19 protein-coding genes are annotated in these 19,439 nt (G+C 72.3%); 8 read left to right on the top strand and 11 right to left on the bottom strand.

Annotated features, from left to right (window positions below):
* The first annotated feature begins 148 nt into the window (after positions 1 to 148).
* Both AB0F70_RS26980 and AB0F70_RS26975 read left to right on the top strand, forming a co-directional pair.
* Positions 149 to 997: an ABC transporter ATP-binding protein gene (locus AB0F70_RS26980; RefSeq protein WP_357456254.1), complete on the top strand. Its 849-nt coding sequence runs from the start codon at positions 149 to 151 to the stop codon at positions 995 to 997.
* Positions 994 to 1,905, top strand: a complete 912-nt coding sequence (locus AB0F70_RS26975) for an ROK family protein (RefSeq protein WP_357456251.1) — start codon at positions 994 to 996, stop codon at positions 1,903 to 1,905. The genes AB0F70_RS26980 and AB0F70_RS26975 overlap by 4 nt, the downstream gene beginning before the upstream one ends.
* Before the next feature lie 114 nt (positions 1,906 to 2,019).
* On the opposite strand, the gene AB0F70_RS26970 is transcribed toward AB0F70_RS26975, so the two are convergent.
* The 3 genes from AB0F70_RS26970 to AB0F70_RS26960 all read right to left on the bottom strand — a co-directional run bounded on the left by AB0F70_RS26970 (position 2,020) and on the right by AB0F70_RS26960 (position 5,341).
* A complete protein-coding gene (locus AB0F70_RS26970) occupies positions 2,020 to 3,306 on the bottom strand; it encodes a family 16 glycosylhydrolase (protein WP_357456248.1) in 1,287 nt (428 codons plus the stop codon).
* Between the two features lie 284 nt (positions 3,307 to 3,590).
* Positions 3,591 to 4,010, bottom strand: coding sequence for an Hsp20/alpha crystallin family protein (locus AB0F70_RS26965; protein WP_357456245.1), 420 nt, complete (start codon positions 4,008 to 4,010; stop codon positions 3,591 to 3,593).
* 113 nt (positions 4,011 to 4,123) lie between these two features.
* Positions 4,124 to 5,341, bottom strand: coding sequence for a Fic family protein (locus AB0F70_RS26960; RefSeq protein ID WP_357456242.1), 1,218 nt, complete (start codon positions 5,339 to 5,341; stop codon positions 4,124 to 4,126).
* A 206-nt stretch (positions 5,342 to 5,547) separates the two neighbouring features.
* Between AB0F70_RS26960 and AB0F70_RS26955 the strand changes: the two genes are divergently transcribed.
* Positions 5,548 to 6,147, top strand: coding sequence for a hypothetical protein (locus AB0F70_RS26955; protein WP_357456240.1), 600 nt, complete (start codon positions 5,548 to 5,550; stop codon positions 6,145 to 6,147).
* Here AB0F70_RS26955 and AB0F70_RS26950 read toward each other — a convergent pair.
* The 4 genes from AB0F70_RS26950 to AB0F70_RS26935 all read right to left on the bottom strand — a co-directional run bounded on the left by AB0F70_RS26950 (position 6,134) and on the right by AB0F70_RS26935 (position 11,421).
* Positions 6,134 to 7,135: a S66 peptidase family protein gene (locus AB0F70_RS26950; RefSeq protein WP_357456238.1), complete on the bottom strand. Its 1,002-nt coding sequence runs from the start codon at positions 7,133 to 7,135 to the stop codon at positions 6,134 to 6,136. The genes AB0F70_RS26955 and AB0F70_RS26950 overlap by 14 nt on opposite strands.
* Before the next feature lie 59 nt (positions 7,136 to 7,194).
* Positions 7,195 to 8,478, bottom strand: a complete 1,284-nt coding sequence (locus tag AB0F70_RS26945) for an XdhC family protein (protein ID WP_357456235.1) — start codon at positions 8,476 to 8,478, stop codon at positions 7,195 to 7,197.
* 40 nt (positions 8,479 to 8,518) lie between these two features.
* Entirely contained in the window at positions 8,519 to 9,004 is a 486-nt protein-coding gene (locus AB0F70_RS26940) for a (2Fe-2S)-binding protein (protein WP_357456232.1), read from the bottom strand.
* Positions 9,005 to 9,090: 86 nt separating this feature from the next.
* Complete coding sequence (locus AB0F70_RS26935) at positions 9,091 to 11,421, bottom strand: molybdopterin cofactor-binding domain-containing protein (RefSeq protein WP_357456229.1); 2,331 nt, start codon at positions 11,419 to 11,421, stop codon at positions 9,091 to 9,093.
* 144 nt (positions 11,422 to 11,565) lie between these two features.
* Between AB0F70_RS26935 and AB0F70_RS26930 the strand changes: the two genes are divergently transcribed.
* Positions 11,566 to 12,057, top strand: coding sequence for a dsRBD fold-containing protein (locus tag AB0F70_RS26930; RefSeq protein WP_357456226.1), 492 nt, complete (start codon positions 11,566 to 11,568; stop codon positions 12,055 to 12,057).
* Between the two features lie 34 nt (positions 12,058 to 12,091).
* Here AB0F70_RS26930 and AB0F70_RS26925 read toward each other — a convergent pair whose 3' ends face one another.
* The gene (locus tag AB0F70_RS26925) at positions 12,092 to 12,814 is read right to left on the bottom strand and encodes a hypothetical protein (RefSeq protein WP_357456223.1); all 723 of its coding nucleotides are present in this window, start codon (positions 12,812 to 12,814) and stop codon (positions 12,092 to 12,094) included.
* Here AB0F70_RS26925 and glp point away from each other — a divergent pair.
* Positions 12,813 to 14,096 (top strand): gephyrin-like molybdotransferase Glp, encoded by a 1,284-nt coding sequence (gene glp, locus AB0F70_RS26920; RefSeq protein WP_357456220.1) that lies wholly within the window; start codon positions 12,813 to 12,815, stop codon positions 14,094 to 14,096. The genes AB0F70_RS26925 and glp overlap by 2 nt on opposite strands.
* Before the next feature lie 44 nt (positions 14,097 to 14,140).
* Complete coding sequence (locus tag AB0F70_RS26915; protein ID WP_357456257.1) at positions 14,141 to 14,560, top strand: molybdenum cofactor biosynthesis protein MoaE; 420 nt, start codon at positions 14,141 to 14,143, stop codon at positions 14,558 to 14,560.
* On the opposite strand, the gene AB0F70_RS26910 is transcribed toward AB0F70_RS26915, so the two are convergent.
* Both AB0F70_RS26910 and AB0F70_RS26905 read right to left on the bottom strand, forming a co-directional pair.
* The gene (locus tag AB0F70_RS26910) at positions 14,526 to 15,857 is read right to left on the bottom strand and encodes a glycosyltransferase family 1 protein (RefSeq protein ID WP_357456217.1); all 1,332 of its coding nucleotides are present in this window, start codon (positions 15,855 to 15,857) and stop codon (positions 14,526 to 14,528) included. The two genes, AB0F70_RS26915 and AB0F70_RS26910, sit on opposite strands and share 35 nt — an antisense overlap.
* Before the next feature lie 17 nt (positions 15,858 to 15,874).
* Positions 15,875 to 16,495 carry a hypothetical protein gene (locus tag AB0F70_RS26905; RefSeq protein ID WP_357456214.1) on the bottom strand — a complete coding sequence of 207 codons (621 nt, stop codon included), beginning with the start codon at positions 16,493 to 16,495 and terminating at the stop codon, positions 15,875 to 15,877.
* 91 nt (positions 16,496 to 16,586) lie between these two features.
* On the opposite strand from AB0F70_RS26905, the gene AB0F70_RS26900 reads away from it, so the two are divergent.
* The gene (locus AB0F70_RS26900; protein WP_357456211.1) at positions 16,587 to 17,243 is read left to right on the top strand and encodes a TetR/AcrR family transcriptional regulator; all 657 of its coding nucleotides are present in this window, start codon (positions 16,587 to 16,589) and stop codon (positions 17,241 to 17,243) included.
* A 17-nt stretch (positions 17,244 to 17,260) separates the two neighbouring features.
* Here AB0F70_RS26900 and moaA read toward each other — a convergent pair whose 3' ends face one another.
* Positions 17,261 to 18,421, bottom strand: a complete 1,161-nt coding sequence (moaA, locus tag AB0F70_RS26895) for a GTP 3',8-cyclase MoaA (RefSeq protein ID WP_357456208.1) — start codon at positions 18,419 to 18,421, stop codon at positions 17,261 to 17,263.
* Positions 18,422 to 18,476: 55 nt separating this feature from the next.
* Here moaA and AB0F70_RS26890 point away from each other — a divergent pair, with 55 nt between their 5' ends.
* A complete protein-coding gene (locus AB0F70_RS26890) occupies positions 18,477 to 19,373 on the top strand; it encodes a 2-dehydropantoate 2-reductase (RefSeq protein ID WP_357456204.1) in 897 nt (298 codons plus the stop codon).
* Positions 19,374 to 19,439: the final 66 nt, after the last annotated feature.

The following is a 19,439-nucleotide window of genomic DNA, read 5'->3' as shown; positions in this document are numbered from 1 at the left end:
GTGAAGAGCGCTACGTCGAACCAGCTCACCGGAGCACCTCGAGGGTGCCCTGCTCCACGATCGCCTCGAGCACCTCGGGTCCGAGTCTCCCCGGCGAGGCCAGGGAGACTCGGACACACGCTCTACTTCGCGGTCATCCAGCGAGGTTGTGCTCGACCTGCGCGGCGTGAGCCTGGACTATCGCGTCCAGGGCCGGCACGTGCGTGCGGTGGAGGGCCTCGACCTCACAGTGCGCGCGGGCGAGATGCTGGGCCTGGTCGGCGAGTCCGGATCGGGCAAGTCCACGGCGGGCCGGGCCTGCCTGGGCCTGCTGACGCCGTCGGAGGGTGAGGTGCTGCTGCTCGGCGCGTCGGTCGCCAAGGCAAGGGGCCGGGCCCGACGGCGCCTGCTGGCCGACGTCGGCGTCGTGTTCCAGGATCCCGGCGCCTCGCTGGACCCGCGCAAGCTCGTGGGCGAGTCGATCGCGGAACCGCTGGCCATCCACGGCCGCGACGGGCGGCGTCTGCCAGGAACCGAGCGGCGGGCGCGGGTCCGCGAGCTGCTGGACGCGGTGCGCCTCCCCGTGGGGGCGGAGCGCCGCTACCCGCACGAGCTCTCCGGCGGGCAGCGGCAGCGCATCGGGCTGGCGCGCGCCCTGGCGCTCCGGCCGCGCCTCCTGGTCGCCGACGAGCCCACCAGCGCTCTCGACGTCTCCGTGCAGGCGGAGGTGCTGCAGGTGCTCAAGGACCTGCACGCGGAGCTGGGGTTCGGCTGCCTGTTCATCAGCCACGACCTCGGCGTCGTGCACGAGCTGACCGACCGGGTGGCGGTGCTGCGGGCGGGCCGCCTCGTCGAGAGCGGCAGGACGGCGGACGTGTTCAGCGCCCCGCAGGAGCTGTACACCGCGGAGCTCCTGGCCTCCGTACCGACGCCCGACCCTGCCGCGCAGCGCGAACGGCGCGACGCCAGGCAGCGGCTCGCCGCGGTCGAGGGCCCCGCCTCGGGCGCCGCCCGATGAGCGGCGATCCGACCGCGGGCGTCGACATCGGCGGCACCAAGATCCGCGCCGCCGTCGTCGCGCCCGGTGGTGCGGTGCTCGCCTCCGCGACCGCGCCCACGCCGTCGGGCGGCGAGGCGATGCTGGACGTCGCCGCGGACCTGGTCGCCCGCGCCGTCGCCTCGGCAGAGGTGCCGGTGGCGGCGGTCGGGGTAGGCGCGGCGGGCGTCGTCGACCCAGGGACGGGGGAGGTGCTCGCGGCGAGCGACTCGTTCACCGGGTGGGTTGGCACCAACCTGAGGGACGGGTTCGGGTCACGGACGGGGCTACGGGTGGTCGCCGCGAACGACGTCGACTCGTTCCTCGTGGGCGAGGCGACGTGGGGTGCCGTCCGGGGCGTCCGGTCCGCGGCGGGCATCGCACTGGGCACGGGCGTCGGCGGGGCGTTGTGGCTGGACGGCGCGCTGTACCGCGGCGCGGGGGCGGCAGGCGAGATCGGGCACATGCCCGGGTTCGGCGACGCGCGCTGCACGTGCGGCCAGCGGGGACACCTGGAGACCCTCGCGTCCGGCCGTTCGGTGGCGCGCCGGTACGCGGAGCTCGGCGGCGGTCCGGACGGCGGTGCGGAGGTCGGGGCCTCGGAGGTCGAGGCCCGGGCGCTCGCCGGCGACGAGGTGGCGGTCCAGGTGCTCGCCGACGTCGGGCACGCCGTCGGCTCAGCGGTGCTGATGCTGGCGGCGCTGCTCGACGTCGGGCACGTGGTGGTCGGTGGCGGCCTTGCCCGGGCGTGGGACCTGCTGGAACCCGCGCTCCTGGCCCGGCTGCGCGACGAGCCGCCAGTGTCCGGGCACACCATCGAGGTGCGCTCGGCGGTCCTCGGCGGTGACGCGACGGTGGTCGGCGCGGCGGCCCTGGCGCGGCGGTTGTAGCCGTCGTCGGCCGGGCCCGCCTTCGCTGGTGCCTCCGCCGTTGGTCGAGCTTGTCGAGACCCCTGGCGGACGGGGTCTCGACAGGCTCGACCAGCGGAGGCGCGCTCGCGCCGGCTAGGGCAGCGTCCAGCGCTGGACGGTGCTCCCATCACAGTTCGCTATCTCGGTGCGGGTGCCGTCGGTCTGCACCCGGCTGACGGGCTGCAGACAGCGTCCCGACTGCGGGTTGCGCAGCGCGAGCGTGCCGCTCGTCGAGGCCCACTGCTGCGCTCCGGTGCCGTTGCAGTCCCAGAGCTGCACGGCGGTGCCCGCCGCGGTGCCGCCGCCCGACACGTCGAGGCACTTGCCGAGCGCGCGGACGGTGCCGTCCGTGCCGACCGTCCACTGCTGGGCCGTGTTGCCGTTGCAGTTCGCGAGCTGGATGGGCGTGCCGTTCGCCGTGGCGGCTCCCGCGACGTCGAGGCAGATGCCGTTGCTCGCCCGTACCGTGCCGGTGCGGCTGCCTCCGCCGCCGCCCTGGGAGTCATACACGCGCACGTAGTCGACGACCATCTGCTGCGGGAACTGCGTGCTCCCGTCGGGGTAGCCGGGCCAGTTGCCGCCGACGGCGACGTTCAGGATGAAGAAGAACGGCTGGTTGAAGACCCACTGGTTGCTGCCCGTGTTCGCGGGCGTGAACGTCTGGTAGGCGTTGCCGTCCACGAGCCAGGTGATCGAGTTGGGGCTCCAGTCGATCGCGAAGGTGTGGAAGTCGTCGGCGAAGGACCAGTTCTGCGGGTGCTGGTACGACCCGGTGATGGGGTTGGCCCCGGAGTAGCCCGGGCCATGCAGCGTGCCGTGCACCCGGTTGGGCTCGCGGCCGATGTTCTCCATGATGTCGATCTCGCCCGAGTTCGGCCACGGCGTGCCCGGGAACTGGCCGCCGAGCATCCAGAACGCGGGCCAGATGCCCTGCCCGCGCGGGATCTTGATCCGCGCCTCCAGGCGGCCGTACTGCGGCTGCACCTTACCCTTGGTCGTGAGCCGGGCCGAGGTATAGCCGCTGCCTTCCTGGCGGGCAGTGATGACGAGGTTGCCGTTGCCGTCCAGGGCGGAGTTGTTCCGAGAGTTCGTGTAGTTCTGCAGCTCGTTGTTGCCCCAGCCGCCGGCGCCGGTCTCGAAGTTCCAGTTGGCGCCGTTGGGCGCGCTGCCCGCCGCGCCGTTGAACTCATCGGACCAGGTCAGGGCGGCCAGGGCTGCGGCTTCCTGTGCGGCAGCGGTGCCCGACGCCGGCGCGGCGCCGCCGTCGGACCCCTGGGGTGCCGCCGCGGCGGAGGTGACGAGCGAAGCCGACAGGACAAGGGTCAGGGCCGCCACCGCCGTCAGGGCGGTGCGGGTGGTGCGGTGTCTCGTGCTACGCATCGAACGCTCCTTCGCGAACATGTCTCTCCCGCCGCACGGAACCGCGCGACAGGCACAGCAGCGGCAGTCGCGCGTGCACTCCGATGTGTCACGGGCGATGCGTGGGTGGTGACGAAACAGTGCTCACGAAAAATAGCGGCGTCGGGCGCTACCGCACAACGGGCAGATCGGCACATACGGGTTTTCCCCACGGCCGTCCCACGGCCGCCCGCACCCGTCCGGGAATGCGGACGGCGCCCGGCCGCGGGATGCGGTCGGGCGCCGTCGTGGTGCCGCTGAGGTGATCAGGCGGCGGTCGTGACCTCGATGCGCTGCGGCGTCGTGCCGGCGAAGACGCCGGGGACGGTGACCGTCAGCACGCCGGCGTCGTAGGACGCGCTGACCGCGTCGCCGTCAACGGTCTTCGGCAGCGTGACCGTGCGGCGGAAGGAGCCGAAGCGGACCTCCGAGATACGGCGGCCCTCGGACTCCTCCGAACGCTGGTCCTTGCGCTCGCCGCGCACGACGAGCTTGCGGCCCTCGACCTCGACGGTGATGTCGGTGGCCGGGTCGACGCCCGGCAGGTCGAGGCGGGCGACGAGGTCTTCGCCCTCGCGGTAGACGTCGGCCGCGGGCACGGGGCCCTGGGCGACGGCGGACTGCGGGCTCCACGGGTCGCGGAGCCAGGCGGTGGCGAACGGTGAACGGGTCAGAACTGCGGTCATGATGTTCTCCTCAGGTTCGGTCTGATGATCGGTTCAACCTGAGTCGACCCGACTCAATTTCCGAGTTCGCCGACGGCGGACGGCGAGTTCTGCGCTGAGGTGCGAGCGGTGCTTCAGAGCTGCGTTCGAGCGGCCCGGGCGCGGGTACCTATGCGTAGGCCGAGGTCTCCGAGCTCGTCGAGCAGGGCGACCGTGCCCCAGACCTGGTTCCGCGTGCGCTCTGTGAGCGGTCGGATGACTCCGGCGTCGTGCAGCCGGCTGATCGCCGCGTGCACGGTGGACATTGCACCGCGGGTCATTTCCTCCGCGTTTTCGGACGAGAAGACTGGGTGAGCGGGCAACGCGTCCAGGAGTGCTGCGGCGACGCTTCCCCGACGAGGCCGGCCCGTTGCCGCAGCCCACTCTTCCGGCATCGCGGAGATCCGGTCGGCCGTGGTGCGCGACTCCTCCGCGGCGATCGCGGCCGCGACCGTGAAAGCCTCGACAACCGGCCCTGCGTCGCCGTCGCGATAGGCGTTCAGCGTGTCGAAGTACTCCTCGCGGTGCACGACCAGGGCGGATGCCAGCGGGACGACGACGCGGGAAGTGACGCCGCGACGGCGTAGAACTGTGTTGACGAGCGCACGTCCGATGCGTCCGTTGCCGTCGGTGTAGGGATGGATCGACTCGAACTGCGCGTGGACGACGGCGGCCTGGACCAGAGCGCTGAGGTCGTTCCGGTTGGCGAACCGGACGAGATCGTTCATGTACTCGTCGACGGTCTCAGGTGGCGGCGGCACGAAGAGCGCCCCGCGCGGCGAGTAGTCAGAACCGCCGATCCAGTTCTGCATGTCGCGGAACCGGCCTGCGTAGTCCTTCTCGTACGGGTCGTCGGCCATGAGTGCGGAATGTGCTCGGTGGATATTGGCGAGCGTCACGTCCGCACCGCCCGCTACCGAGGCGATCAGGTGCTCGAGCGCATGGGTTGAGGCCACCATCGACATAGCCGATTCGTTTGCCCGGATGCCGTGCGTGGCCCGTGCGAAGTCGTCGATCGACGCTTCGACGTGCTCGATCTTGGAAGAGGCGACCGACTCGTTGCGCAGCAGCAGGGCGGAGAGCGCGTCAAGACGCGCACCATGCGTGTGGTCGAGGTTCGCGACTTCACGGAGGGCGGTTTCGAGTCGGCTCGTGAGCTGAGCGCTGGTGGCCGGATCAAGGCTTGCGATGTGCGGGGGCAGGCGCACTGTCACCTCGTTGAGCCGGCGGTCATCAGCAGTGCCTCCCCGCACGGACTGCTCCCACGGGACCACGACGGAACGGTGCGGTGCCAGGGGGATCGACTTGGCCATCGTGACTCCATAACTCAAACTTGGACGGGGTTGGTCTGAGTTGGCTAGCGTAACTCAGACTAACTCCGGGCGTGGTCTGAGTTACGGCGCGCTTGCTCGCGTCCGTCGAGGAGGCTCTCGGCCGGAGTGACCAGCGCCTTGAGTGTCAGTCCCGGGCGGTAGCGTGCGCGCCACACTCAACCGCTCGATTCCACACCGGAGATGACATGACCGACGCCTTTTCACCCATTTCCGAGCTGAACCGGCTCAAAGAGTTCTCCGACGGCCCTGGAGATGCCTACTTCTCGGACGGGTTCGAGTTCTACGAGTACGACCGACCCGACGCCGGTCTGGTGGAGTGGCTGAGCCTGGAGAAGCGGGAAGAGGAAGCGCGAGGCCACCTCGACCGGCTTTCCCCCTTCGCCCAGGCCACCGGATCGGGTTCGTTCTACGCCCTGTGGCACTGCGACGACCGCGCCGACCTCGCCACGCTTCCCGTCATCCGCTTCGGCGACGAAGGCGATCTCGACATCATCGAGGGCGTTCGGAACCTGTGCCGGCTGCTCGCGATCGACGACGAGTGGTTCACCCCTTGGGACGAGGAACGCGAGGCGGACCCCGACGAGGAGCACTCCCCTGGGCACAGGGCGTACGTGGTCTGGCTGAAGGAGACGTTCGGCCTGACCCCTCCCACCGAGGCGGAAGCCGACGAGATCCTGGGGTCGGGCGGCAAGAAGTACGGCGTCCGGTTCGTTGACTGGCTCGAGGAGTTCGGGTCCGAGGAGATCGACTTCGACTCGTGGCGCAAGGAGTTCAGTGTCGCGTGATCGTCAGGTTCGCACTGTCTGCCCTGACCGAAAGTTCCGCCGTCCCGCCGACCGGGAACGTGAGCAGCGGGCTTGTGTGCCCGAAGTCCACGCCGGCCAGCACGGGCTTGCCACGGAGGGCGGGCTGGCGGGCGACAATCTCGTCGAGCGCCGCACGCGTCACGCCCGAGCTGGCCTGGAACCGGCCGACGACCAGCCCGGTGACGCCCTCGGCGTCGGGCAGCTGGAGCAGGGAGGTGAGGCAGCGCGCGACGTGGGCGGCGTCCGACTCGAAGTCGTCCTCGAGGAAGAGGAGCGCGCCGTCGAGCGACGGCATGTACCCGGTGCCCTGCAGCAGGTTGAGCGTGCCGAGGTTGCCGCCGACGATCCGGCCCGTGGCGTGCCCGGGGCGTAGTGCCCACCAGCCCTCGTTCGGCACGGGGGTGCGGGTGTCCTGGTCGGCGAACCACGGGTCGTCGGTCCAGGCCTGCGCGGGTTCGACGGCGATCGGGGCGTCGTTCATGGCGGCGGTGCGGAACCAGTCCCCGGTCGGCTCGAAGTGGTCACGCATGCCCCAGTTCGACCAGTGCGGGCCCGAGTACGTGACCAGGCTCGTGCGGGCGAGGATCGCGTTCTGCAGCGCGGTGATGTCCGAGTAGCCGCAGAACACCTTCGGGTTGGCGGCGATCAGGTCGAAGTCGAGGTGGGGGAGCAGCTCGTTGCTGTTGAAGCCGCCGATCACGGTGAGGATCCCGGCGACGTCCGGGTCGGCGAACGCCGCGTGCAGGTCCGCGACCCGGTGCTCGATGGTGCCGCTGCGGAACTGGTCGTCCTCGTCGACGTGCTCGCCGAACGCGAGGGTGAGGCCCATGGCGGCGAACCGCTCGTCGATCCACCGGGTGTTGTCGTGCTCCATGATCATCGTCCGCGACCTGGCGGGCGCGACCACCCGGAGGGTGTCGCCGGAACGGAGCTTGGGCGGGACGATGGTCTGTACGTGCGCTGGCATGACCGCAGCGTAGGACGACGCCTGCGCAGGGCCGAGTCGACTGGTCCACCACTCCCGCGTCAGCCGTGGATCGGGCCGTCAATGTCGCTCAGCGGCCGCGCCGAGGCGCCCGATCTCGCGGCGATCATTTCCGCGGCGATCGAGACGGCGGTCTCGTCCGGGGTGCGTGCGCCGAGGTCCAGGCCGATCGGGCTGCGCAGCCGTGCGAGGGCCTCGGGTGGGACGCCGTCCTCGATCAGCCGGGCCTCCCGTTCCCCGTGCGCCCGGCGCGAACCCATTGCGCCCACGTAGGTCCCAGCCGGCAGCTCGGTGAGGGCGGTGCGCAACAGCGGCACGTCGAACTTCGGGTCGTGCGTCAGCACGCACACGGCGTCGTGCTCGGTGACCCGCCCTGCCTCGATCTCGGCGGCGAGGTACCGGTGCGGCCAGTCGACGACGACGTCGTCGGCCTCCGGGAAGCGGGCCGGCGTCGCGAAGATCGGGCGGGCGTCGCACACCGTGACCCGATAGCCGAGCAGCCGCCCGGCACGCGCCATCGCCGCGGCGAAGTCGATGGCGCCGAACACCAGCAGGCGCGGGCGCGGGGCGAAGACCTGCAGAAACACGCGCGTTCCGGTCCCGGTGCGCTCGCCGCGCGGCCCGTACTCCCGCACGACGGAGACCCCGGCGGCGACCTGGCCGACGGCGTCGGCGGCGACCGCCGCCAGGAGCGGATCCGCCGCAGCCGGGTGCTCCGCGGCAGCCGGGAGCGGGCCCACCGCCCGGTGGTCCGCCGCAGCCCAGGGATCTGGCCCGTGGGAGGCCGAAGTTCGGGCCGAATCACTGGGTACACGAACCATGTCGTCCCAGCCCCCGACCCGACCGTCGTCCACGACCGTGAGGCGCCGACCAAGCGGGCCGGCGTCGGCCCCGACGTCCACGGCGATGACCGTCGCGACGCAGACGCCCGAGGCGCGCGGGCCGCCGTCGGGCAGCGTGGGGCTCGTGCCCAGCACCCGCCGGGCGAAGGACTCGAAGTCCGGCCAGTCGGTGCGCGAGAGCGGGGCGACGAACACCTCGATGGTTCCGCCGCAGGTCAGGCCCACCTCAAAGGCGGAGTCGTCGGAGACGCCGTACCGCGCCAGGACGGGGCGACCGGTCTCGGCGACCTCCTGGCACAGGTCGTACACCGCGCCCTCGACGCAGCCCCCGGACACCGAGCCGATCACCTCGCCGCCCGGCCCGACGGCCATCGCGGCGCCGGGTTCACGCGGCGCGGACCGGAAGGTGCGCACCACCGTGGCGACCGCGACGCGCTCGTCGGCGCGCCACCAGTCCAGCAGTTGCGGCAGCAGATCCCGCATGTGGCGCCCTCCCGTCGCTCGCTCCCCGTGAACCGAGAACCTACATCTTCGCCTCGCCCGCCCGGATCGCCTCCCGGATGCGCGGGTAGGTGCCGCAGCGGCAGATGTTCCGGATGCCGTCCAGGTCGGCCTCCGTGATGGTGCGGCCCTCCTCGCGCACCTTCCGCACCAGCGCGACCGCCGCCATGATCTGGCCGGGCTGGCAGTAGCCGCACTGGGCGACGTCGCGCTCGAGCCACGCCTCCTGCATGGGGTGCAGCCCGTCGCCGACCGCGCCGACCGTGCCGGGCAGGCCCTCGATGGTGGTCACCTCGTCGTCGGGGCCGAGGTCGCCGACGGGTACGGCGCAGGGGTTGAACGCGCGGCCGTTGATGTGGCTCGTGCAGGCCTTGCACACGTTGATGCCGCAGCCGTACTTGGGTCCGGTGATCCCGAGCACGTCGCGAAGGATCCACAGGACGCGGACGTCGTCGGGGGCGTCGACGGTGACGCGCTCACCGTTGACCAGGAACGTTCGGGTAGGCATGGTTCTCCTCGGGCTTCGCAGCAGTCGGCAGGGAAGTCGGCAGGGAAGTCGGCAGGGAAGTCGGCAGGGAAGTCGGCGGGGCCGGCTCAGTACGTCCAGCGGAGGCCGTCGACGGGCGACGCGGGCACCGGCGGGACCGTCGGCTTCACCTCGAAGTGCAGCGGCTCGTGATGATTCACGGGAAACTCGGTGGGCATCCTCCCGGTCGCCCGCGCGTACGCCGTCGCGGTGGCCGCCGCCGCCGAGGCGACGGCGAGCTCGCCCGCGCCGCCCGGCTGCTCGGACGTGTTCTCCATGACGATCACCCGCATCTCGGGCGGCACGTTCCACTGCCGCGTGTACGCGTAGTTGTCCCAGCTCGCCTCGAGGAAGTGGCCGTCGCGCAGGTGCATCGACGACGTCAGGACGATGGCGATCCCGTCCATGACGCCGCCGATCATCTGGGCCTCGAGCCCCTTCGGGTTCACCGTGAGCCCGACGTCGACCGCGGTCGTCACCCGCGTGACGCGCGGACCCGTGCGCCCGTCCCGGACCTCGCGCCGCACCGTCCCGGGGCGGCAGTCGATCTCGACCAGGCAGGCGGCAACCGACTGGTACTCGGCGTGGAACGTGATGCCCTGGGCCACTCCGGCCGGCAGGTCGCGTCCCCACTCGCCTGCCTCGGCGACGGCGTCGAGGACCGCGCGGGACCGCTCGTCGCGCGCGAACTTGCGCCGCACCTGGAGCGGGTCGAGCCGCAGCCGCTTGCCTATCCGGTCGACCGTGAGCTCCCGGGCCGTGGCGACGTTCGGGGAGTAGATGTTCCGCATGGCGCCGGTGTTGAACCGGCGGTCGACCTCGGAGAGCAGGTTGGTCTGGACGCCGAAGCTGTAGTGCGTGGACTGCGTGAGCAGGTAGATCGTCTCCGCCACCGAGAGGTCGCCGACCGGCAGCTTGCTCGCCACCGAGACGAGCATCTCCCCGAACCCGTGGGAGAAGTCGGTCCCGATAGACGTGTGCCGCTGTTCCCACGTGAGCACCTCGCCGCCCAGGAGCGTCGTCCGGATGCGGTGGGTGGACGCCGGGTGCACGCGGCCCTGGCGGAAGTCGTCTGCGCGGTGCCACATCAGCTTGACCGGCACACCCATCGCCCGGGACGCCTGCGCGGCCTCGGACGCCGCGTCGTGGAACAGCTTGCGGCCGAACGAGCCGCCGCCCTGCGTGACGTGCACCGTCACGGCGGAGACGGGCAGCCCGAGCTCGCCGGCGATCCAGCCCTGCGCGACGATCGGGGCCTGCAGCCCGGCCCAGATCTCGGCGGAGCCCGGCCGCACGTCGGCGATGGCGCAGTTGGGTTCCAGCGCGCTGTTGCTCGAGAACCAGAACGTGAAGTCGGTGTCGATGGTCGTGGTCAGCAGCGGCACCCTGGGCACGGCGAGCGGTAGCTGGGCGCCGCGCAGCTCGGCGAGCACGTCGGCGTCCGACATCCCGGCGACCGGACCGTCCGCCCAGTCCACCTCGAGCGCCCGGACGGCGTCCACGCACTGGCCGAACGTCCCGGCGCGCACCGGTACCCCTGTCGGGATCTCGGCGAGGTGGGTGACGCCGGGCATCGCCAGCACCGTCGCGGCGTTGCGCACCGCGCGGACCGTGCCGTTCAGCGTCGGCGGCCGGCAGACCATCGTCGGCAGCGCACCGGGGACGTCGAGGTCCATCGTGTACTTCTTGGTGCCGGTGACCGCCGCGCGGGCGTCGACGCGGCCGCGCGGCCTGCCGATCACCCGCATCTCGGACACGTCCTTGAGCCGGGTCCCGATGGCGGTGGTGCGGTCGACCCGGGCGGCCTCGGCCAGGTCGCCGTAGTCGATACGGGTCCCGTCGGGCAGCACGACGGCGCCGCCGTCGGTCCGCAGGTCGCGCTCCGCGACGCCGGTCCGGGCGGACGCCGTGGTGAGCAGCCGCGTGCGCGCCGCCGCAGCGACGGTGCGCACCGGGAGGTAGGTGGAGTGCGTGGTGTTCGACCCGCCCGTGAGCTGGTTGAACAGCAGCTCCGGCCGTGCGTCGGCGAGCGTGACGGAGACCCGCTCGACCGGTAGGTCGAGCTCCTCGGCGATGAGCATCGCAGTCGAGGTGGTGATGCCCTGGCCGTTCTCCGAGCGGGGGAGCGCGAACCGTACTATCCCGTCGGTACCCAGCGTGAGCGTGATCAGCATCGAGGTGGGTGCCGCCGCGAGCGTCTGGGCCTCGGTGAGGTCCAGGAGCTCCGCGGGTCCGGGCAGCGACGGGACGACCGCCGGAGCGGTCGCTGCCCGTGCGGCATCGGGTCGGGCGAGGTCGATCGCGATAGCGAGCGTTGGTGCGGCGACCAGGTAGGCGAGCGCCTGCCGACGGGAGACGCCCTGGGGCGCGGCCGTCCTGGTCTCGTTCGTGCTCGTCATCGAGTACTCCGAGGTCGACGGCCCGCGGTGCCCCCTCGCCCCGCGTACTGAACCGTGCTCAGCAGAGTAGGCGCCATCGGGGATGTCGTAAACCTGGGCGGGGGGAGATGATGGAACCGATCGCAGCGACGCGAGGAGGACCCCATGAAGGCAGCGGTTGGCGACCGGATAGTCACGGCCTCGGGAGTGGTCGGCGGAGTGGTGCGCGACGGCGTGGTGACCGAGTGCCCCCACGACGACGGCTCGCCGCCCTACCGGGTCAGGTGGTCCGACACCGGCGAGGAGACGCTCGTCTACCCCGGCTCCGACACGATCGTCGACGCCCAGGTCGAGGCGGGCTCGGACGAGTGGCGCGAGCAGCCGCGGCAGGGCCGGGCGCTCACCTGGGACGTGCGGATCACCGTTGTCGAGTCGGGCGGCAGCACGACGGCGGAGGCGACGGTGACGAACGGTCCGCCGGACGCTCTGCGCGCCGTCGGGCACGCGCGGAAGTCACCGGGGGACCCGGAGGTGCCGCTGATCGGCGACGAGATAGCCGCGGGCCGGGCGCTGCGGCGGCTGGCCGACCGGCTGCTCGCCGTGGCCGAGCAGGACGTCTCGGCGGCGGTCGGGCACCGGGCGCACGTGCATCGTTAGCCGGGGTGCGCCACGGGCCGCGCCACGAGCCGGGCTACGCCAGGATGCCCGAGGCATCGAGCGCGGCCCGCACCTCGGCGTCGAGCCAGGGCACTACGCCCTCCCACGTGGTGCGCCACGAGATGCCGCTGATCTGGGTGCCGTCCGGGAACGTCTCGATGTAGTCGGCCTGCAGCACACCGAAGCTGTCGCACCAGAACGCGTTGGCAGGGCTGCCGTCGAGGAGCTGGTCGATGCGCATCGCCGACGTCGAGACGCCGTCGGGCAGCAGGAGCGGCTGCGTGTCGGTGCGGATCAGCAGGGCCTGCCGCGTGCGCGTCGGGTCGGCGTCGTCGAGCTGGATGTACTCGGCCCAGGCACCGACCGTCGCGAGCTCCAGCACCAGCAGGTACCGAGCGAACGAGGGCACACCGTCGCGGGCACCGGGCGGCAGGTCCGCGCGTTCGAACGTGACGTCTATGCCGCCGGGCTCGCGCTGCGTCGAGTAGCGCACCCAGTTGCGGATGTTGCCGTCGTACTCCACCCGCTGCCGGGCCCGCAGGACCACGTCGGGTGTCGGCCGCATGGCCAGCACCGAGTCGAGGACCCGCAGGCCGTCCGGGGACTGCGAGTCCCGGCGCACGAGCGCGCCGTCGGGCGTCGTCCCGTTGTTGCTCAGCGCGTGGATGTGCATGGTCGATTCTGGCGCCGGATGCCGCCCGGGCGCCAGGGCAGCGGGTGTGCCCCGCCCGAGGCGTCCCGGGTAGGTTGCGAACATGAGCGAGCGCGTTGACGTGGAACAGCACCGGGCCGACGTCGCACGGCTCCTCGCGGGGCTCGCCGACCGGCCCACCGAAGAGGTGTCCGTCCACCAGGGGGCGCTCGGGCGGGTGCTCGCGAGCGATGTCGTCGCCCCCGGGCCGCTGCCACGCTTCCGCAACTCGCAGATGGACGGCTTCGCGGTCCGCGCGGCCGACGTCGCCTCGGCAGCGCCCGGCGTGCCCGTCACCCTGCCCGTCGTGGGGGACGTCGCCGCCGCGCCGGGCGAGCCCGCGCCGCTGGAGCCCGGAACCGCGGTCCGGATCATGACCGGCGCGCCGGTGCCCGACGGCGCCGACGCGGTGGTTCCCGTCGAGGACACCGACCACGTGACGTTCAACGGCGCCCGCGACGAGGGTGCCCGCGACAACGGCGTCCGCGGCGGCGGCGCCCACCGCGACTCCGCGACGAAGGTCGAGATCGTCCGCGGCCGGGCGGCCGGGGAGTTCGTCCGGGAGCCCGGCTCCGACGTCGCGGAGGGCGCCGTGGTGCTGCGCGCCGGCACCGTGCTCGCGCCGCACCACGTGGCGGCCGCAGCGGCCTGCGGTATCGCGCAGCTGACGGTCCGCGTGCCGGTCTCGGTGGCCGTCGTGTCCACGGGGAGCGAGCTCGTCGCACCCGACGAGGAGCCCGGCCCCGGCCAGATCTGGGACGCCAACGGCCCGGCGCTCGCGGCCGCCGTCGTCGCGGCGGGTGGGCAGGTGGGCCTGCGCCTCGCCGTCCCCGACGACCCCGAGGTGGTGCGCACGGGCCTGGAGCGCGCGGCGGCGCTGTGCGACCTCGTGCTCACGACCGGCGGCGTCAGTCAGGGTGCGTACGAGGTGGTCAAGGACGCGCTGCCGGAGGTCACCTTCCGCTCGGTGGCCATGCAGCCCGGCGGACCTCAGGGCCTCGGGCGGGTCGCCGGCAGGCCGGTGCTCGCCTTCCCGGGCAACCCGGTCAGCGCCCAGGTCTCGTTCGTGGTGTTCCTCCGGGACCTCCTGCGGCAGGCCGGTGGGCTCCCGCCCGTGCGGCAGGTCCCCGCGGCGCTCGACGCCGCGATCGTCTCACCGGCCGGGAAGCGTCAGCTCCTGCGGGGTCGCTGGGTGGACGACGCCGTTGCCGGCGCGCGGGTCGCCGTCGTCGGCGGGCCGGGGTCGCACCTCGTGGCGTCGATGGCGGCCGCGGACGTGCTGATCGACGTCCCCGCCGCCACGACTAGGCTCGACGAGGGTGCCGAGGTGATCACGTGGCCGCTGTGACGCCGGGCCGGACACAGGCGCTCGACACAGGCGAGGGAGTGCTGATGGACCAGGTGGTGCGAGTGACGCAGGACGTGCTCGACGACGCCGTCGCGCGGGCCGTCGAGGCCGCGGTGGCGGCCCCCGAGTGCGGCGCGGTGGTGACGTTCCGCGGCGTGGTCCGCGACGACGACGGCGGCCGGGACGTCACGAGCCTTGACTACGAGGCGCACCCCGATGCGACCGCCGTCCTGCAAAAAGTGTGTCAGGCGGTGGCCGCCGAGACGGGGCTGCGGGTCGCGGCGACCCACCGCTTCGGGCACCTCGTGGTGGGGGACGTCGCGCTCGTGGCGTCGGCGTCCGCCGGTCACCGCAAGGAGGCGTTCGAGGCGTGCTCCCTGCTGGTGGAACGCATCAAGGCCGAGGTACCGATCTGGAAGAAGCAGCAGTTCACCGACGGCGAGTCCGAGTGGGTCGGTCTGTAGCGATCTGGCGCATCCGCGTGGCCGCCCGGCGCACGGTGTCGCTGCCGGGCATCCGGTCCGGCAGCAGCTCGGGGAGCCGGGCCGGGTGCATGCGCTGGGTCAGGTCCCGCGCCGACTGGAGCGTCATGCTCGGCATCGACAGGCCGGTCACGGTGAAGGTGGTCAGGCTCGGCACGCTCAGGTTGATGGCCGGCAGCCGCTGCATGCTGCGCCGCCAGATGCGCTCCCGCACCGGCGGGGGCGGCACGTCGAGCTGGGCGTAGAACGTCTCGGCGCAGGCCCGCCACGAGAAGAGCTCGGCGTACCTTCGCGTCTCCTCGCGGGAGCAGTCCAGCGCGGCCAGACAGGCGGCCCGCAGGTCGTCGTCGACGGCGCCCGCGCCGGACCCCGGGATGAGGTCGCGCGGGCCGGGCGCGTCGAAGCCGGCCACGGGGGTACCCGATGCCATCGCCTCGAGGATGACCAGGCCGAACGTGTCGGTACGGCTCGGGAAGACCAGGACGTCGGCGTCGGCGAAGTGCTGTGCCAGGTCCTCGCCCGAACGACGTCCCCGGAAGTGCGCGTCGGGGTGGTCCGCCTCGAGGTCGGCCTTGGCCGGCCCGTCGCCGATCACCACCTTCGAACCCGGCAGGTCGAGGTCGAGGAACGCCTGGACGTTCTTCTCCACGGCCAGCCGGCCCACGTACAGGAAGACGGGTCCGGGCAGGTCGCTGTACACCCCGCGGCCCCGTCCGGGGTCCGCCGTCGCCGCCCGACGACGGGGATGGAACTGCTCGGTGTCCACGCCGAGGCTCCACGGGGTCACGTTGCTGATGCGCCACCGGGTCAGCTGCGCGCGCATGGTCGGCGTCGTCACCAGCACGGCGCCGGACTTGCCGTGGAACGTGCGCATGTACCGGTACCCGGCCCAGAGCGGGATCCACGACCAGCGGGCGGTCAGGTACTCGGGGAACTGCGTGTGATAGCTGGAGGTGAAGGGGAAGCCGAAGTGGTCGCAGACGGCGCGTGCGTACCAGCCGAGCGGACCCTCGGTGGCGATGTGCACGGCGTCGGGCGCGAACTCCAGGAACCGCCGCTCCACGTCGTCGCGCGCCATGATGGGCAGGCGGATCTCGGAGTAGCTGATCAGGGGGATGGTCCGGTAGCCGTCCCACGGCGTCACCATCTCGACGACACAGCCCATACGGCGTAGCTCGGCGACCGTGCGGGAGAGCGCCGTGGCGACGCCGTTCACCTGCGGCTCCCAGGCGTCGGTCACGATCATGATGCGGTGCGGCCGGTCGGTCGCTGTACTCACGCCGTGATTCAACCACGTCAGCGAGGTGAAACCGACCGGGCCGGGGCGAACGCCCCCAGAGCGAAGGCGAGCAGCGCCAGACCGCTGAGCACGCCGCTGACGATCGCGACCGGCTCGACGTGCCCGAGCGCACGGAGCACGAACCCCGCGATCCCGAACGTCGTGACGATCGCGCCGAGGGCGTGGAACCGCGCCAGGCGGAAGATGCGGGCCAGGGCGAAGAAGTGCGTGCCCACCACGAACGCGACCCAGGCCACGCCGAGCTCCGGGAAGCCGAGGCCGGTGATGATCCGGATGCCGCCGAACAGCGCGACTGCCTCGATGCCGACGATCAGCCAGTACGCCCGGCCGAACGGAGACCCAACGGGCTGCGCGCTCGGCTGCCCACCCGGCTGAGCGGCGTCCGTGGGCAGGGCGCTCGCCGTCCGTGCCTGCTGGCGGTAGCTGCGCATGCTGAGCAGCACTATGGCGAGCAGGGCGATGCCGGCGACGACGAGGAGGGGTATTCGTACCGGCGGGGCGAGCGTCGTCGAGTTGATCGACACGAACACCATGCCGAACGTCCCGGCGATCTGGGAGCCGATCTCCCGGCCACGAGCGGGGGTGGTCCGGGGCGTCTCCGTGATCGGCGTAGCCATGTGCGTGCCTTCCAGTCGTGGGCTCCTGCAATTGACCGTAGTCAACTCTATCCAATAGAGTTTCGTCAACACCGAATCTGGGAGGCGCGTCTTGTCCGATCAACCGTCCTCGCCCCGTCGCTACCGGTCGTCCCTGCGAGAGGCCCAGGCGGCCCGGACCCGCGCCGACATCACGGCGGCCGCACGCGAGCTCTTCGAGTCGGTGGGGTTCGCCGGCACCACCATCACCGAGATCGCGGCCCGGGCCGGTGTCTCACCCCAGACGGTCTACGCGGCATTCGGCTCGAAGGCGAAGGTGGCGCGCGCCGTCGTCGAGCAGATGGAGGAGACCGCCGACGCCGCGCGCTGGAGGGAACGGATCGCCGTCGAGCGCGACCCGCGGAAGGTCCTCCAGGCGTTCGCGGAATGGACCAGCGCCTTCTTCACCGCGAGCAGGCCGCAGCTGTCGCTCGCCCGTGACCTGACCGCCGAGATGGAAGAGATGGTCGCGGAGGGCAACGCGCGCCGTCGTGCGGCCCTGACCGCGCTGATCGACCGGTTCGCCGGGGACGGTGCCGTCCGCAGTGACCTGACGCCGGGCATGGCCGTCGACAGGGCCTGGCTCCTCACCGGCCTGGAGACCTACCTCAACGCGACCACCGGATGCGGATGGTCTCCGGCCGAGTACGCCGCGTGGCTGGGCGAGACGCTTGCGCAGCAGGTCCTCGAACCGGTCGGCACTGCGGACTCGCCGGGCGAGCCGAGCTAGCCGCGAGCCGTGGCGGGTCAGCCGCCGATGGCGCCCATGCTGCGTTCCGTGGCAGCGAAGGCGTCGGCCGCCAGCTCGACGGCGTCGCTGCCGTGCGCGCGGGGCTTGGCCCACATCGCGGCGCGCCAGGCGTCGCCTACCTCGTCGTCCGTGGCGCCGCTGCGCAGCAAAGCCTTGAGGTCCGTCTCCTCGTTGCCGAACAGGCAGGACCGGACGGTGCCCTCGGCGGTCAGCCGGGTGCGGTCGCACGCCCCGCAGAAGGACCGGGTCACCGACGCGATGATCCCGACGGTCGCCGGACCGTCGTCGACCAGCCACTCCTCGGCGGGTGCCGACGGGTCCTCGCGGCCCGCCGGGGTCAGCGTGAAGCGGGACCCCAGCACGCCCAGCAGGTCGGCGGCGCTCACGACGTCGTCGCGCGTCCACCGCCCGTCGGCGTCGAGCGGCATCTCCTCGATGAAGCGCAGGTTGCAGCCGTGCTCGACGGCCCACGCGAGCAGGTCTGCGGCGCCCGTCAGGGTCTCGGGCAGGAGGACGGCGTTGATCTTGACCGGCGCCAGGCCCGCGGCCAGCGCCGCGCGGATGCCCTTGAGCACGTCGTCGAGACGGTCGCGGCGGGTCAGGGTCGCGAAAGCCTCCCGGTCCACGGTGTCCAGCGAGACATTGACGCGGTCCAGGCCGGCCGCGACCAGCGCGTCCACGCGCTTGTCCAGCCCGAGCGCGTTGGAGGTCATGGCGATGCGTACGCGTTCGGCCGACGTCGGTGCGCCCGATACCGGTGCGCCCGGCGCCGTACCAGGGCGCGGCGCGGCCATCGCGTCGTCGGCCGCCGTGCGCGCCGCGCCGATGATGTCCTCCAGGTCGCGCCGCATGAGCGGCTCGCCGCCGGTGAACCGGATGTCGCGGATGCCGAGGTCGCGTACGCCGATGCCGACCAGCCGGCCGATCTCCTCCGGCGTCATCAGCTCGTCACGCGGCACCAGCGGCAGGCCCTCGGCAGGCATGCAGTACGTGCAGCGCAGCGAGCAGGCCGTGGTGATCGAGACCCGCAGGTCGCGTGCGACCCGCCCGTACCGGTCCACGAGCAGCGGTGTCGCGGGGCGTGGGCGCCCACCCGGCGTGGCAGCGCGCCGGGGCATGCCTCGCACCGACGGGACCCCGAGAGCAACAGCTGCCATGCCCAGACACTAGACCAGCAGATTCCCGGGCTGCTGGGCTGCCTACGATGTGGCCATGACTGACAACCTCATCGCCGTCGTCGGCCCTGGTGCGATCGGCGGCCTGGTCGCCGCCATGCTCCAGCAGGCGGGGCACGACGTCGTAGTGGTCGCCCGGGAGAAGACCGCCAGGCAGGTCACGGAGCACGGGCTCGACATCGAGACGGACGAGTTCGGGACGTGGCACGCCCCGCTGCGGGCCGCGACAGAGGTTCCGCACGATGCGCGCGTGGTCGTGGCGGTCAAGGCGGAGGGTGTGGCCGACGCCGCCCGGCTGCTCACGGGCACCGCGCCCGTCGAGGTCCTGTCGCTGCTCAACGGCCTGGACCACGTCGACGTCCTGCGTTCGGCGCTGCCCGGTGTGCGGGTGGTCGGTGCCACCATCGCGGGCGAGACGCTGCGGACCGGCGCGGGCGGCTTCGGCCCCGCTCTGGTCCGCCACCGCGGCAGCCTGCTGCGGGCGGTCGTGCCGGACGACGCCGCGGAGCTCGGCCTGGTCGCCGCCCTGCGGGACACCCCCATCGAGGTGCTCACCGGCGGCACGGAGGCCGAGGTGCTGTGGAAGAAGCTGCGCTTCCTCGCACCGCTGGCGCTGCTGACCTCGGCGTGGGGGACCGGCATCGGCGACGCGCTGACCCGCGACCCGCGCCTGACCACCGGGCTGCTGGCCGAGATCGCGGCGACGGCGACCGCCGAGGGCGTGCCGACCACGGGCGAGGACCTGCACGGGATCCTGAGTGGCTTCCCGGCGCCGATGCGGTCCTCGCTGCAGTCGGATATCGAGGCCGGCAACGAGGGCGAGCTCGACGCCATCGGCGGTGCGGTCCGCCGCCGAGCGGCGTCCCACAACATCCCGACCCCACACCTGGACGAGGCCATCACGAAGATCTCAACGAGAGTAGCGACCACCTGACCACCGGCTTCGTTGAGTGCTGGCTATTTGTGCCTTCCAGGGCCGGAAAGGCACAAATAGCCAGCA

This window comes from Promicromonospora sp. NPDC023805, assembly GCF_040639635.1.
Classification (GTDB): Bacteria; Actinomycetota; Actinomycetes; order Actinomycetales; family Cellulomonadaceae; genus Promicromonospora.
The sequence above is the reverse complement of the archived record's forward strand: the minus strand, read 5'-3'. Positions and strand labels throughout refer to the sequence as shown.